Origin of the sequence: Amycolatopsis rifamycinica, from assembly GCF_000695625.1 — a bacterium.
GTDB classification, from domain to species: Bacteria; Actinomycetota; Actinomycetes; order Mycobacteriales; family Pseudonocardiaceae; genus Amycolatopsis; species Amycolatopsis rifamycinica.
Genome location: NZ_JMQI01000047.1, coordinates 308636 through 322966, shown reverse-complemented (window position 1 = coordinate 322966; position 14331 = coordinate 308636). Strand labels below are relative to the sequence as shown.

At 70.0% G+C, this 14331-nt stretch carries 13 protein-coding genes; 7 read left to right on the top strand and 6 right to left on the bottom strand.

The features are described from left to right. Positions 1-59: 59 nt before the first annotated feature. Positions 60-1676, bottom strand: coding sequence for an acyl-CoA synthetase (locus tag DV20_RS23155; RefSeq protein WP_200876480.1), 1617 nt, complete (start codon positions 1674-1676; stop codon positions 60-62). A gap of 62 nt (positions 1677-1738) precedes the next feature. Here DV20_RS23155 and DV20_RS23150 point away from each other — a divergent pair, with 62 nt between their 5' ends. From DV20_RS23150 to DV20_RS23135, 4 genes are all read left to right on the top strand, one after another. After that, positions 1739-2527, top strand: coding sequence for a crotonase/enoyl-CoA hydratase family protein (locus DV20_RS23150; protein ID WP_043783596.1), 789 nt, complete (start codon positions 1739-1741; stop codon positions 2525-2527). Between the two features lie 81 nt (positions 2528-2608). After that, entirely contained in the window at positions 2609-3586 is a 978-nt protein-coding gene (locus DV20_RS23145; RefSeq protein WP_043783595.1) for a Zn-ribbon domain-containing OB-fold protein, read from the top strand. Positions 3587-3593: 7 nt separating this feature from the next. Beyond that, on the top strand, positions 3594-4607 hold the full coding sequence (locus tag DV20_RS23140; RefSeq protein ID WP_043783593.1) for a thiolase domain-containing protein: 1014 nt from the start codon (positions 3594-3596) through the stop codon (positions 4605-4607). After that, positions 4604-5770 (top strand): thiolase domain-containing protein, encoded by a 1167-nt coding sequence (locus DV20_RS23135; protein WP_043783591.1) that lies wholly within the window; start codon positions 4604-4606, stop codon positions 5768-5770. The genes DV20_RS23140 and DV20_RS23135 overlap by 4 nt, the downstream gene beginning before the upstream one ends. Before the next feature lie 97 nt (positions 5771-5867). On the opposite strand, the gene DV20_RS23130 is transcribed toward DV20_RS23135, so the two are convergent. Further along, entirely contained in the window at positions 5868-6890 is a 1023-nt protein-coding gene (locus tag DV20_RS23130) for a YhjD/YihY/BrkB family envelope integrity protein (RefSeq protein ID WP_043783590.1), read from the bottom strand. A gap of 49 nt (positions 6891-6939) precedes the next feature. After that, entirely contained in the window at positions 6940-7731 is a 792-nt protein-coding gene (locus DV20_RS23125) for a transglutaminase-like domain-containing protein (RefSeq protein ID WP_043783588.1), read from the bottom strand. 35 nt (positions 7732-7766) lie between these two features. Between DV20_RS23125 and DV20_RS23120 the strand changes: the two genes are divergently transcribed. Next, a complete protein-coding gene (locus DV20_RS23120) occupies positions 7767-8348 on the top strand; it encodes a dienelactone hydrolase family protein (RefSeq protein WP_043783587.1) in 582 nt (193 codons plus the stop codon). Here DV20_RS23120 and DV20_RS23115 read toward each other — a convergent pair. Further along, positions 8320-9546: a cytochrome P450 gene (locus DV20_RS23115; protein ID WP_043783585.1), complete on the bottom strand. Its 1227-nt coding sequence runs from the start codon at positions 9544-9546 to the stop codon at positions 8320-8322. The two genes, DV20_RS23120 and DV20_RS23115, sit on opposite strands and share 29 nt — an antisense overlap. Before the next feature lie 231 nt (positions 9547-9777). Between DV20_RS23115 and DV20_RS23110 the strand changes: the two genes are divergently transcribed. Both DV20_RS23110 and DV20_RS23105 read left to right on the top strand, forming a co-directional pair. Then, positions 9778-10935 (top strand): steroid 3-ketoacyl-CoA thiolase, encoded by a 1158-nt coding sequence (locus DV20_RS23110; RefSeq protein WP_043783583.1) that lies wholly within the window; start codon positions 9778-9780, stop codon positions 10933-10935. A gap of 59 nt (positions 10936-10994) precedes the next feature. Then, positions 10995-11792: an alpha/beta fold hydrolase gene (locus tag DV20_RS23105; protein ID WP_043783581.1), complete on the top strand. Its 798-nt coding sequence runs from the start codon at positions 10995-10997 to the stop codon at positions 11790-11792. A gap of 17 nt (positions 11793-11809) precedes the next feature. Here the strand turns inward: DV20_RS23105 and DV20_RS43160 are convergent, their stop codons facing one another. Continuing rightward, positions 11810-13015, bottom strand: coding sequence for a hypothetical protein (locus DV20_RS43160; protein ID WP_051736095.1), 1206 nt, complete (start codon positions 13013-13015; stop codon positions 11810-11812). Between the two features lie 60 nt (positions 13016-13075). After that, positions 13076-14278: a metal-dependent hydrolase family protein gene (locus DV20_RS23095; RefSeq protein ID WP_043783579.1), complete on the bottom strand. Its 1203-nt coding sequence runs from the start codon at positions 14276-14278 to the stop codon at positions 13076-13078. Between the last annotated feature and the right edge of the window lie 53 nt (positions 14279-14331).

Genomic DNA, 14331 nt, shown 5'->3' with positions numbered 1-14331 from the left:
TCCTCCTCCGAGCGCCACTTTCACGTGAAAGTGACGCTTCTGGGTCGGTAGTCAGGGGCTCAGACGGGCTGGGCCGCGGCCGGTTCGTGCTCGGCGGCGTAGCGCTGGGCCCACGGGTAGTCCGGTTTGCCGCTGGGCGAGCGGCCGATCTCGCCGGCCAGCCAGATCGTGCGCGGCACCTTGTACCCGGCGACCTCGCCGCGGACGTGCTCTTCGATGGCGGCGAGATCCGGTTCGGCGCCTTCGCGCAGCTGGACGACGGCGGCGACGCGCTGGCCGAGCCGCTCGTCCGGGACGCCGATGACGAGCGCGTCGAAGACGTCGGGGTGGGACTTGAGCGCCCCTTCGACCTCCTCGGGGTAGACCTTCTCGCCGCCGGTGTTGACGCACTGGGAGCCGCGGCCGAGCAGCGTGACCGTGCCGTCCTCTTCGTAACGGGCGTAGTCGCCCGGGACGACGTACCGGGCGCCGTCGACCTCGACGAAGATCTTCTTGCTCTTCTCGGGGTCGCCGTAGTAGCCGAGCGGGACGTGGCCGCGGCGGCCGATCAGCCCGACCGCGCCGGGCTTCTTCTCGACGACGTTGCCGTCTTCGTCGAGCAGGATCGCGTCCTTGCCGAAGGTCACCCGCGGCCCGGCGCTGTGGTCGGAGTCCTTGCCGACCATGCCGATCCCGGTGAAGCCGCTCTCCGACGAGCCGATGGCGTCGGTGATCACGGCGTTCGGCAGCAGCGCGACGAACTCCTGCTTCACCGACTGGGAGAACAGCGCGGCGTGGCTCGACACGGCGACGATCGACGAAGCGTCGTAATCCCCCTCGCGGTAGGCCTCGATGAGCGGCCGGGCCATCGCGTCGCCGACGATCGTGAGGACCTGGACCTTGTGCTCCTGCACGGCCTTCCAGATCTCGTGGGCGTCGAAGCGGGGCACGAAGACCACCGGGCTGCCGGTGAACAGCGCGCCGAAGGCGGCCCACTGCGCGGCGCCGTGGATCAGCGGCGCGGCGGGCAGCCGGCTCAGGCTGCCGGCCTTGCCCTGCTCGGCGAGCGTCCACTCGTCGGGGATGTACTCGCCGGTGACGAAGTTGATGCCGCCGCCGAGCGCGCGCCAGACGTCCTCCTGCCGCCACAGCACGCCCTTCGGGTAGCCCGTGGTGCCGCCGGTGTAGAGGATGTAGAGGTCGTCGTTGCTGCGTTCCCCGAAGTCCCGCTCGGGGCTCTGCGCGTCGAGGGCGGCTTCGTAGTCGACGCCGCCGTAGCGTTCGTAGTCGCCGTCGCTGCCGTCGTCGATCACGACAACGTGTTTCAGTTTCGGCGCTTCCGGCAGCGCCGCGGCGACCTTGTCCGCGTAGCTGCGTTCGTGCACGAGCGCGACGATCTCGGCGTCGTTGAACAGGTAGACGAGTTCGCCGTGCACGTAGCGGTAGTTGACGTTGACGGCGATCGCGCGCAGCTTGTACGCCGCGACCATCGCCTCCAGGGCCTCGATCGAATTGCGGGAGTAGACCCCGATGTGGGATCCGCGTCCCACGCCGTGCGCGGCGAGGTGGTGGGCGAGCCGGTTGGCCCGCGCCTCCAGTTCGGCGAAGGTGACTTGCCGGTCACCGCACACGACCGCGACGCGCTCCGGCACGGCGTCGACGGCGTGCTCCAGAAGATCCGCGATGTTGAGTGCCACGCCCTCAAAGTAGAACATGTTATCGTTCTGGGCAATGGCACTGCTCCTTCAGGAGGTCTTCCGTGGGTGAACCGCACGCGCTGGTGTCGCAGGAGGGCCAGACCCTCGTCGTCACGATGAACCGGCCCGAGGCGCGCAACGCGATCACCGGCGAGATGATGTCGATCATGGTCGACGCCTGGGACCGGGTCGACGCCGACGATTCGATCCGCAGCTGCGTCCTGACCGGCGCGGGCGGCGCGTTCTGCGCGGGCGCGGACCTGAAGTCGATGTCCCGCCACTCGCCGTCGGAGTCGTTCGCCTCGGGCAAGTTCGACCCGGCCCGCATCCCGGGCCTGCTGAAGGGCCGCCGCCTGACGAAACCGCTGATCGCGGCGGTCGAAGGGCCGGCGATCGCGGGCGGGACGGAGATCCTCCAGGGCACCGACATCCGGGTGGCGGGCGAGTCGGCTCGCTTCGGCGTGTCGGAGGCGCGATGGGGCCTGTTCCCGATGGGCGGCTCGGCGGTGCGGCTGCCGCGCCAGATCCCGTACACGGTGGCCGCGGACATCCTGCTGACCGGACGTCATCTGTCCGCTTCCGAAGCCTTGGCGATCGGCCTGATCGGCCACGTGGTCCCCGACGGTTCCGCGCTGGCGAAGGCGCTCGAGCTGGCCGCGCTGGTGAACGCGAACGGACCACTGGCGGTGCGGGCGATCCTGCGGACCATGCGGGACACGGAGGGGCTGCACGAGGAAGAGGCCTTCAAGCTGGACTCGCAGTACGGGATCGAGGTCTTCGCGTCGGAGGACGCCAAGGAGGGGCCGCGGGCCTTCTCCGAGAAGCGGAAGCCGGACTTCGATGGTCGCTGACGTAGAACGCGTTCCAGTTGGATTGAACCGGCCCGCGGAGGAACCTTGTCGGTAGAACAAGAACATGTTTCACTCAAAGACGTGACCGAGACACCGCTTGCGGCACCGCTGAACGTCGGCTTCGACTACACCCGCTCGACCGGGCCCGTCCTCGGGCGGTTCGTCAACGCGCTGCGAGAGCGCCGGATCGAAGGCATCCGCGGCAGCGACGGCCGGGTGCACGTCCCGCCGGTCGAGTACGACCCGGTGACCGCCGAACAGCTCGGCGAGTTCGTCCCCGTGAGCGAAGAGGGCACCGTCGTCTCCTGGTCGTGGTGCCCCGAACCCCTCGACGGGCAGCCGCTGAGCCGGCCCTTCGCCTGGGCGCTGGTGAAGCTCGACGGCGCCGACACGCCCATGCTGCACGCCGTCGACGCCGGCTCGCCCGAGAACATCCACAGTGGACAGCGGGTGCGCGTGCGGTGGGCCGACGAGGTCGTCGGGCACATCCGGGACATCGCCTACTTCCTGCCCGCCGACGCGGCGGACACCACGCCCACCGAGCCCGCTCCCCCGGTCGCCGAACGGGACGAGGGCGCGCCGGTCAGCGTCGTCATCACGCCGGTGCACCTCGAGTACACGCACTCCGCGTCGCCCGAGGAAAGCACCTACCTGCGCGGGCTCGCCGAAGGGAAGCTGATCGGCCAGCGCTGCCCCGCCTGCGGCAAGGTCTACATCCCGCCGCGCGGCGCGTGCCCCACCGACGGCGTGCCGACCACCGAGGAGGTCGAACTCCCCGACACCGGCATCGTCACGACGTTCTGCATCGTCAACGTCCCGTTCCTCGGCCAGCGGATCAAGCCGCCGTACGTCGCCGCGTACATCCTGCTCGACGGGGCCGACATCGCCTTCCTCCACCTCGTGCTGGGCTGCGCCGCCGAAGACGTGCGCATGGGCCTGCGCGTGCGTGCCGCGTGGAAGCCGCGCGAGCAGTGGTGGACGTCGCTGGAGAACATCAGCCACTTCGAGCCGACCGGCGAGCCGGACGCGGCTTACGAAACCTTCGCCCACCACCTGTGAGGTCCTGATGCCAGACGTCGCGATCGCGGGCTTCGCGAAGGCCCCCAACGTCCGCGAGACTCCCGGTACCACCAACGGCGTGGAGATGCTCGTCCCCATCTTCGCCGAGGTCTTCGCGCAGACCGGGTTATCCAAAAAGGACATCGGCTTCTGGTGCTCCGGCTCGTCGGACTACCTGGCCGGGCGCGCGTTCTCCTTCATCGCCGCCGTCGACGCGATCGGCGCGTTCCCGCCGATCCACGAGTCGCACGTCGAGATGGACGCCGCCTGGGCGCTCTACGAAGCGTGGCTGAAGATCAAGATGGGCGAGGTCGAGACCGCGCTCGTCTACGGCTTCGGCAAGTCCAGCGCCGGGCGGCTGCGCCGGGTGCTCGCCCTGCAGCTCGACCCGTACGTCGTCACGCCGCTGTGGCCCGATTCGATCTCCATCGCCGGGATCCAGGCGCGGCTGGGCCTGGAGGCCGGGATCTGGTCCGAAAAGGACCTCGCCGAGGTCGCCGCGCGCGGGACCGGCAAGGACGTCGCGGAACTGCTCGACACGCCGTACTTCGCGGATCCGCTGCGCCGGCACGACATCGCCCCGATCACCGACGGCGCCGCCGTGATCATTCTGTCCACTGTGGAACGCGCACGCGATATCGTCGAGCGCCCGGCGGTGATCACCGGGATCGAGCACCGCGTCGACTCCCCCGTGCTCGGGGCCCGTGACCTGACGCGGTCGCCGTCCACCGAAGCCGCGGCGAAGGCGCTGGACCTCGACGGCGCCGACCTCGCCGAGCTGCACGCGCCCTTCACCCACCAGGAGCTCATCCTGCGCACCGCGCTCGGGCTCGGCGACGGCGTGAAGATCAACCCCTCCGGCGGGGCACTGGCCGCGAACCCGATGTTCTCCGCCGGGCTGGCCAGGATCGGCGAAGCGGCGGTCCGGATCCACCGCGGCGAATCCCGCAAGGCCGTGGCGCACGCGACGAGCGGGCCCGCCCTGCAACAGAACCTGGTGACCGTGCTGGAGGCCCGATGACCAAGCAGCTCACCGCCGTGCTCGGCACCGGCCAGACCCACCACCGCGCCAAGCGCCAAGACGTCTCGATGCCGGGCCTGCTGCGCGAGGCGATCGACCGCGCGATGCTCGACGCCCAGGTGGAGTGGGCCGACATCGACGCCGTCGTGCTCGGCAAGGCGCCGGACCTGTTCGAGGGCGTCATGATGCCCGAGCTGTTCCTCGCCGACTCGCTCGGCGCGACCGGGAAGCCGCTGCTGCGGGTGCACACCGCCGGCTCGGTCGGCGGCTCGACGGCGCTGGTGGCGGCGTCGCTCATCCAGTCCGGTGTCCACCGCCGGGTGCTGACCGTGGCCTACGAGAAGCAGTCCGAGTCGAACGCGATGTGGGGCCTGTCGATCCTGCCGCCGTTCCAGATGCCGGTGGGCGCCGGCGCGGGCGGCTACTTCGCGCCGCACGTGCGGTCCTACATCCGCCGCTCGGGCGCGCCGGAGCACGTCGGGGCGATCGTCGCGGCGAAGGACCGGCGCAACGGCGCCCTCAACCCGTACGCGCACCTGCGGCAGCCGGACATCACCGTCGAGTCGGTGCGGGCGTCGCAGATGCTGTGGGACCCGATCCGCTACGACGAGACGTGCCCGTCGTCCGACGGCGCCTGCGCGATGGTGCTCGGCGACGAGGCCGCCGGGGACGCCGTCGAAGGCGGCGCGGCCTGGATCCACGCGACGGCGATGCGCACCGAGCCGACCACGTTCGCCGGCCGCGACCAGGTGAACCCGCGGGCCGGGCGCGAGGCCGCGGCCGCGCTGTGGGCCGAGGCGGGGATCACCGACCCGATGTCCGAAGTGGACGTCGCCGAGATCTACGTGCCGTTCTCGTGGTTCGAGCCGATGTGGCTGGAGAACCTGGGGTTCGCGCCCGAAGGCGAAGGCTGGAAGGTGACCGAGAAGGGCGAGACGGCGATCGGCGGCCGCCTGCCGTGCAACCCGTCCGGCGGGGTGCTCTCGTCCAACCCGATCGGCGCGTCCGGCATGCTGCGTTTCTCCGAAGCGGCGAAGCAGGTCATGGGCCGGGCCGGCGACTACCAGGTGGACGGCGCCCGCCGCGCCCTCGGCCACGCCTACGGCGGCGGGTCCCAGTACTTCTCGATGTGGCTGGTGGGTGCGGAGAAGCCCGGCTCGTGAACGGCACTTTCACGTGAAAGTGCCGTCCCCTGGTGGGCACTTTCACGTGAAAGTGCCGTCTCCTGGTGGGCACTTTCACGTGAAAGTGCCCCGCTTGTCAGGGGCGGGAGCGACGGCGCAGGCGGAGGGCGAGCAGGGTGCCGAGCACGCCGGTGACGACGCCGACCGTGGCGGGCACGGCCATCGGCGGGTCCACCACGACCGTCGGCTTCAGCACCACCGGCGCCGGCGGCTGGACCGGCTTCGGGGGCGCGTCGGAGCCGGTCGCCGTCCACGCCGTGACGTACACGAGCAGCCGGGCGACGAGCGAGATGAAGAAGATCAGGCCGATGATCGAGCCGAACGCGATGCCGGTCGGCGAGTCGCCGATGAGCCGCAGGTAGAACCCGCCGAGCAGCTTCAGCACCTCGAACCCGACGGCCAGGGCGACCGCGCCGCGGACCGCGCTGCGCACGCCGACCTTCTGCCGCGGCAGCCGGGTGAGCACCCAGAGGAACACCAGCCAGTCGGCGGCGAGCGACAGCGGCACCGAGGACGCCGACACGAGCTGGTGCCCCCAGCTCGTGTCGTCGAGACCGGCCAGCCGGAGCAGGTAGCCGCCGAGCGCGGTCCCGGAGATGGTGAGCGTGAACGACACCAGCAGCGCCGCGGTCAGGCCGAGCAGGGCGAGCAGGTCGACGAGGATGAGCCGCAGCAGCGACTGGTCCGACCGGTTCTGCCCCCACAGGGCCGTCAGCGAGTCCCGCAGCGCGTTCATCCAGTTCCAGCCGGAGTACAGGCCGATGGCCAGGCCGACGACGCCGACGCTGGTCCGCTGCTCGACGAAGCCGGTGAGCAGCTCCGTGGCCTTGTCGCCGAGCCCGCCGGGCAGCGTGCTGACGATCGCGTGCACCAGCGTGTCGAGCAGGTGCGGCTGGGTGGCCAGCACGAACCCGGCGACCGACGAGGCGACCATCAGCAGCGGCACCAGCGACAGCAGGCTGAAGTAGGTGATCGAGGCGACGTAGTGGTAGCCACCGGAGTCGATGTACCGGTTGGCCGCGCGGGCGATGTGGTCCAGCCACCGGTACCGGGCGCGCGCCCGGGCCCACTGGCTCGGCGCCTTGGGGGAACTCTTCACGAAGACTGTCTACCCAGCCGGGGCCGTCTTTGCGCAGGCAACACGCGGGTCAGCCCAGAACGACCAACCCGGAGCCGTCGTCGACGGGCAGCGGGGCGTCCGTCGTCGCGAACACGGTGCTGCCGAGGAAGTCGAGCTCGCCGCCGAGCGTGGCGAGGAAAGCGGTGTCGGCGGCGTCGCGGCCGGTGGAAATCCGCAGCATGGTCTGCCGCGGCGCGAGGCGGGTGGCGTCGAAGACGGACCAGTGGCCGTCGACCGCGGCTTCGAAGACGGCGTGGAAGTCCATCGGCGCGAGCCCGGGCGCGTAGACGCCGACGTACCGCGCGGGGATGTCGAGGAACCGGCAGAGCGTGACGCAGACGTGCGCGAAGTCCCGGCAGACGCCTTCGCCGGCCAGGAGGGTGTCGATCGCGTCGTCGACGGGACGGCTCGAACCGACCACATAGGACAGTCGACGGTGGACGTGCCGGACGATGGCTTCGACCTGCCCGCGGGCGTTGCCGAGCTGGACGATCTCCGGCGGCACGAGCCCGGCGACGCGATCGGACGGGCAGTACCGGCTCGGCCGGGTGAACACGGCGACGTCGGCGAGGGTGACCGGCTCGGGTTCGGGCTCGGTCAGCACGCGCTCGGCGTGGTAGGTGACGCGGTGTTCGCCGTCGGGGAGGTCGAAGACCTCGGCCCGGGTACCGTGCGCGAACTCGACGGTCCGGCTGGTCCCGTGCCAGGACACGGTCAGCTCCTCGGTGTCGGCGTGCGCCGCGGCGACCGAGATCGCCGCGGGCCCGGGTTCGGTGACGCGGATGGCGAACTCGACGTCCACGGTCGCTCGCGGGGCCATCGCCCCATCATGTCACCCCCTGGCAGGATCGCCGGATGAGCGACATCGTGGTGTTCCACTCCGTGTTGGGGCTGCGGCCCGCCGAGCTCCGCTTCGCCGACCGGCTGCGGGCGGCCGGGCACCGCGTGGTGACCCCGGACCTCTACGACGGCCGGACGGCCTCGGCCCTCGACGCGGGCTTCGCGTTGAAGGACGCCGTCGGGTGGGAGACCATCGCCGGGCGGGCCCTCGACGCCGTGCGCGAGCTGCCCGCGGAGACCGTGCTCGCGGGAGTTTCGATGGGGGCCGGCGTCGTCCAGGCCGTGCTGCCGCACCGGCTCGGCACCGCCGGTGTCCTCCTGCTGCACGCGCTGGGCGACCTGCCCGCCGGGATCCGCGCCGGCCTGCCGGTGCAGGTCCACGTCGCCGACCCCGATCCGATCGCGCCTCCGGCGCAGGTGGCGGCCTGGCGAGAAGCCGCAGCGCGATCGGGCGCCGATGCCCGGGTGTACACCTACCCGGGCATCGGGCACTTCTACACCGACGAGGACGGCCCCGAGTACGACGAGGCCGCGGCCGGGCTCACCGGGGAACGCGTCATGGAGTTCCTCAGGCGTACCGCACCGGGTAGTGCTTGATGCCGTTGATCCAGCTCGACCGCAGCCGCACCGGGGGCGCCGCCTCGGAGATGTTCGGCATCACGTCGGCGATCGCGTTGAAGATCAGGTCGATCTCCAGCCGGGCCAGGTTCGCGCCGATGCAGTAGTGCGACCCCGTGCCGCCGAAGCCGACGTGCGGGTTGTCCTCGCGGAAGATGTCGAACTTCTCCGGGTTTTCGAAGACCTCGTGGTCGAAGTTGGCCGAGCTGTAGAACATGCCGACGCGGTCGCCCTTGCGGATCCGCGCGCCGCCGAGCTCGGTGTCGCGGGTGGCGGTGCGCTGGAAGGCGACGATCGGGGTGGCCCAGCGGACGATCTCGTCGGGTGCGGTCTTCGGCCGCTGCTCCTTGAACAGCGCCCACTGGTCCGGGTGGTCCAGGAACGCCTTCATCCCGTGGGTGATGGCGTTGCGCGTCGTCTCGTTGCCGGCGACGGCGAGCAGGATGACGAAGAAGCCGAACTCGTCCGAGCCGAGTGATTCGCCGTCGACGTCCGCCTGGATCAGCTTGGTGGCGATGTCGTCCATCGGGCACCGGCGCCGGTCCTCGGCCATGTTCCAGGCGTAGCCGACGAGCTGGGTGGACGCTTCCAGAGGCTCGACTTCGTACTCGGGGTCGTCGTAGGCGACCATCTGGTTGGACCACTCGAAGATCTTGAGCCGGTCGGCCTGCGGGATGCCGATCAGCTCGGCGATCGCCTGCAGCGGCAGCTCGCAGGCGACGTCGGTGACGAAGTCGCCCGACCCCTTCTTGCGCGCCTCGTGCACGATCCGCTCGGCGCGGTCGCGCAGCGTGTCCTCGAGCTTCGCGATGGACCGCGGGGTGAAGCCCTTCGACACGATCCGCCGCAGCTTCGTGTGCTGCGGGGCGTCCATGTTGAGCAGCACCAGGCGGTTCGCCTCGAGGTTGTCCTCGGTCATGTTCTCGTCGAAGCGGATGATGGCGGTCTTTTCGCGCGACGAGTACAGCGTGCTGTCGCGGGAGACCTCCTTGACGTCCGCGTGGCGCGAGACGACCCAATAGCCGTCGTCGCGGTAGCCGGCGGTGTTGTGCTTCTGGGGGTTCCACCACACCGGGGCGGTCCGCCGCAGCTCGGCGAACTCGGCGACGGGAAGTCGCTCGGCCAGGAGATCGGGATCGGTGAAGTCGAACCCGGCGGGGATGAGCGGAGCGGCCACGTTGCCTCCCACGGTTCGGCTTGGAACACGTTCTAGGTTGGATTGAAGCATACGGCGTTAACCAACGGAAGACCGTCAGTGAAACCCGTTTACTTAACCGATGAGGCCAGGTGAGCGTGCGTTCACCGCTGGAAGATCAACAAGGGGTCAAACCTGCGCAGACTTTCAGGAAACGATAACTTGTTCTAGTTTCTGCGGTAGTGAACAGTGTTTCCCGACGAAGGGGACGACATGGGCGTGCCGGTCATCGTCGAAGCCGTGCGGACCCCCATCGGCAAGCGGAACGGGCTGCTGGCCGGCCTGCACGCGGCCGAACTGCTGGGCGCCGCGCAGCTCGCCCTGCTGGACCGGGCCGGGATCGACCCGGCCCTCGTCGAGCAGCTCATCGGCGGCTGCGTCACGCAGGCCGGTGAGCAGTCGAACAACGTCACGCGCACGGCGTGGCTGCACGCGGGCCTGCCCGAGACGGCGGGCGCGACGACGATCGACGCCCAGTGCGGCTCGGCGCAGCAGGCCACCCACCTGATCGCCGGCCTGATCGCCGCGGACGCCATCGAGGCCGGTGTCGCGTGCGGGGTCGAGGCGATGAGCCGGGTGCCGCTGGGCACGAACCGCGCGGGCGCGTCCCCGCGGCCGTCGTCGTGGTCGATCGACCTGCCCGACCAGTACGGCGCGGCCGAGCGGATCGCGGTCCGCCGCGGGCTGACGCGGGCCGACGTCGACGCGTTCGGCGCGGCCTCCCAGCAGAAGGCGGCGGCCGCCTGGGCGGCGGGCCACTTCGACCGCGAAGTGGTGCCGGTGAAGGCACCGGTCCTCTCCGCTTCGGGCGAACCGACGGGCGAAACCCACCTGGTCGCCCGCGACCAGGGCCTGCGCGAGACGACCGTCGAAGGCCTCGCCCGGCTCAAGCCGGTGGTCGAAGACGGCATCCACACGGCGGGCACGTCGTCCCAGATCTCCGACGGCGCGGCGGCCCTGCTCCTGCTGGACGCGGACCGGGCCGCGGCGCTGGGGCTGCGTCCCCGGGCCCGGATCGTGGCGCAGGCGCTGGTCGGCGCGGAGCCGTACTACCACCTGGACGGCCCGATCCGCGCGACGGAACGCGTGCTGTCCCGGGCCGGGATGACCGTGGGCGACGTGGACCTGTTCGAGGTCAACGAGGCGTTCGCGTCGGTCGCCTTGTCCTGGCAGCAGGTGGTTTCGCCGGACCCGTCGCGGGTGAACGTCAACGGCGGCGCGATCGCCCTCGGCCACCCGGTGGGCAGCACGGGAGCCCGCCTGCTGACGACGGCGTTGCACGAGCTGGAGCGCCGGGACGCCTCGACGGCGCTGGTGACGATGTGCGCGGGCGGCGCGCTGGCGACCGCGTCGATCATCGAACGGCTCTAGCCCCTCAGGGGATCGACCACCACGCCGTCGGGTGAGCAGCTTGTGCTTCACTTCGGGGCATGATCTCGGAGAGCCGTTGCCCGGTGGAGGACGGCGAGCTCCTCGTCCGCCGCGGCGGCGAGGGCCCGGCACTGCTGCTGATCGCGGGCGGCACCGGAGCGGGCGACGCCTACCGCGCGCTGGCGAAGCACCTGTACGCGGACTACACCGTGATCACCTACGACCGCCGCGGTCACTTCGGCAGCACGGACACGACGACGGGCCCGGTCCCGGTGGCCCGCCAGGCGGACGACGCGCTGGCGGTCCTGGACCACGCGGCGGACGGCCCGGCCCAGGTGTTCGGCTCGAGCGCGGGCGCCCTGATCGGCCTCGACCTCGTCGCCCGCCACCCGGACCGCGTGACGACGCTGGTCGCGCACGAACCCCCGGCGGTCCACCTGATGCCGGACGCGGGCGGCTGGCTCGAAGCGGCGGCGGAACAGGTCCGGCTGGCCCGTTCGGGTGAGCTGATGGCCGCGGTGACCCGCTTCGCGGACGCCATCGCCGGCGCGGCGCTGCCGAACCTGCCGAACCTGCGCCTCCCCCACGAAGCCGAGTGGATCCGGCTGTTCGACCGCGAGCTGACGGCGTTCTTCGACTACCTGCCGGACCTGCGGGCCCTGCGCAGGGCGAGCACGGAGATCTTCCCGGTGGCGGGCGAGGGCAGCCGGGGCCGCTACCACTACCAGCCGGCGAAGATCTTGGCCCTGGAACTGGGCTTGCCGTTCACCGAGATGCCCGGGGCGCACCTGGCCCCGCAGCGCAACCCGGCGAAGTTCGCGGCCGCGTTGAAGGACCTGCTGAACCCGGACCTCTGACGGACGACACGCGTGCTTCAACTGTCGTCGGCGCCGAGTTGCTCGATCATGGACCGAAGCAGCTCGTCGGAGTTCTCCAGGTTTGCGACATGCACCACACGGTCATGCCGATCAGGCGGAGTATGGAAAGTGGAACCAACTACCAACGCCACAGTCTCGAGATATAAATTATCGGTGATGAAACGGCCGCAAAACTCGCTTTTATATACAAATAGAAGATCGAACTTGCCATCGTTCAAGAATAGATCTTTTTCGAAAACACAATTGTTCAACATCAGGCCACCCGACGGGTTACCCGTCAACACGACCTTGCCGCCGAAGTGGCAGTGCCCTACAGAGAACGGTCGCGAGACACTGACTCCCGACAGGTCGAGTTCGTCACTGAAATTCGATGAGATCAACGCCAGGCCATTACGAAACACACTCCCGGCCAGCGTCGTCTTCCCATAGAACTTCACCTTGCCGAAGCCGCTTACTTCCGCGGCCTTGATACCTTGGAAGTCCGCCAGACCGTGAACAACCGTGCCCTCACACTTCAAACTACGGACCGACAAGTGCCGAAAGATCGGATCGACGAGAATTGTCCGCGACAGATCCAGTGAGATTCCAGGCCAGAACTTGTCCTTGAAATTGCGCTTTTCCGGATCGCCGAGATGCGCCCAGATCATACTCTGAACAGTGCGGCGGACCTCCAATTCGTCGGCGTCATCGTACTCACCTTTTACTGGTTCACCACCCTCACCGATACCACCCGGGACAGCAAAAGGGAGGCGAAGATACGAGCAGAAGACGTCCACGACGGTCTGCCTATGCCCGGAGTGATCCTGCGCTATGCGTTCGAGCGAATAGATGGCACCGAGCCGCACCGCAGCTTTCTCGTGTCCCAACTGGTCGATCGCCTTGCTGTACTGATCGGTTATCCGGCGTTCCGTGCTGTCGGTGACCGTCGAGCGGGACACCTCCCGCTGCAGCACGAGCGTCTGCTCGGCCGAGCGCTGGCGTCTGGACGCCAGCCACAGGGCGAACAGGCCGCCGGTGCCCGCACCGACGCTGAGGCCGATCCGCACGATGTCCAACCACGTGGACACGCGTTGCGGGTCCATGTTCCGGTAGACGACGAGGAGGCCGGCAGTCAACCCGACGGCCAGGAGAATGCCCGCTGTGGCCCACAGGACGACGGCCGAGGGCCGCAGTACGGGGTCTTCGGAGCGGAAGAACTTCACGCGTCACAGGTTGCCGCCTCCGCATGACGCTGAGTAGCGCCGAAAGGGCTAACCGCTGTGTCAGACGACGCGGATGCCGTCCTTCCACACTTCCCGGATGTTCGCCGCCAGTGCCGGGAAGTCGTACGGGTTCCCGGCCACCACCACGACGTCCGCGCGCAGGCCCGGCTCCAGCCGGCCCAGTTCGCCGTCCAGGCCCATCAGCCGCGCCGCCGAGGATGTCGTCGCCTCCAGGACGTCGCCCGGCGGCATTCCGCACGCCGCCATCAACGCCAGTTCCTCGAGGTTCGTCCCGTGCGGGCCCACTCCGCTGTCCGTGCCCATCGCGATCCGGACGCCCGCCGCGTACGCGCGGCGGACCGAGTCCCGGTGGGCCTCCACCACTTCGCGCGCCTTCGCCACCACCGCCGGCGGGAGGTCGACGCCCGCGTCGGCCGCGCGGACCACGTTGACCGGGGCGATCAGCGTCGGCACCAGCCAGGTTCCGTGGCCCAGCATCAGCTCGATCGCTTCGTCGTCGAGGTAGATGCCGTGCTCGATCGAACGCGCGCCCGCGCGGACGGCGTTCTTGATGCCCGCCGCGCCCTGGGCGTGCGCCATCACCGGGCGGCCCTGCATCGCCGCCTCCGTCACCAGGACGTCCAATTCCTCCGGGGTGAACTGCGAGTGCCGCGGGTCGTCGCGCGGGGACAGCACGCCGCCCGTCGTGCACACCTTGAGCACGTCCGCGCCCGCGCGCAGCAGCGTCCGGGCCACCCGGCGCATCTCGTCGGGGCCGTCGACCGTGGTTTCCGGCCGGCCCGGGTGCGGGACCATCAGCGGGACGCACAGCCCCGACGGGTTCCACGCGTCGCCGTGGCCGCCGGTCGGGCTGATCAGCCCGATGGAGATCTGCAGCCGCGGGCCCGGGATCAGGCCGTCGTCCACCGCCTGCTTGATGCCGAGGTCCGCGCCCGCCGCGTCGCGGACGGTCGTGATGCCCAGCCCCAGCGTCGCCCACAGGTTCCGCGCGGCTTCGTAGAACTGGTAGGAGAACGGCTTCTGCACGCGGGACAGCAGCCCGATGTCGGAGATCGTGACGTGCACGTGGCAGTCGAACAGCCCGGGCAGCAGCACCGTGCCGGTGCAGTCGACGCCCTCGTCGCCGTCGAGGTCCGTCCCGACGTCGACGATCCGGCCGTGCTCGACGACGACGTCGGCCGGTGCCGGGTCCGCCCCGGTGCCGTCGAACACCGAACCGCCCGTGAACACCGTGCGCGTCACGCCGCCTCCTCCGAAGTCACCGGAACCGCAGGGTGTTCGACCGGCCGATCCGG

Coding starts and splice junctions, on each gene's coding strand:
- DV20_RS23110 (WP_043783583.1), top strand. CDS start 9,778: ATGGGCGTGCCGGTCATCGTCGAAGCCGTGCGGACCCCCATCGGCAAG.
- DV20_RS23105 (WP_043783581.1), top strand. CDS start 10,995: ATGATCTCGGAGAGCCGTTGCCCGGTGGAGGACGGCGAGCTCCTCGTC.
- DV20_RS23135 (WP_043783591.1), top strand. CDS start 4,604: ATGACCAAGCAGCTCACCGCCGTGCTCGGCACCGGCCAGACCCACCAC.
- DV20_RS23120 (WP_043783587.1), top strand. CDS start 7,767: ATGAGCGACATCGTGGTGTTCCACTCCGTGTTGGGGCTGCGGCCCGCC.
- DV20_RS23140 (WP_043783593.1), top strand. CDS start 3,594: ATGCCAGACGTCGCGATCGCGGGCTTCGCGAAGGCCCCCAACGTCCGC.
- DV20_RS23125 (WP_043783588.1), bottom strand. CDS start 7,731: ATGGCCCCGCGAGCGACCGTGGACGTCGAGTTCGCCATCCGCGTCACC.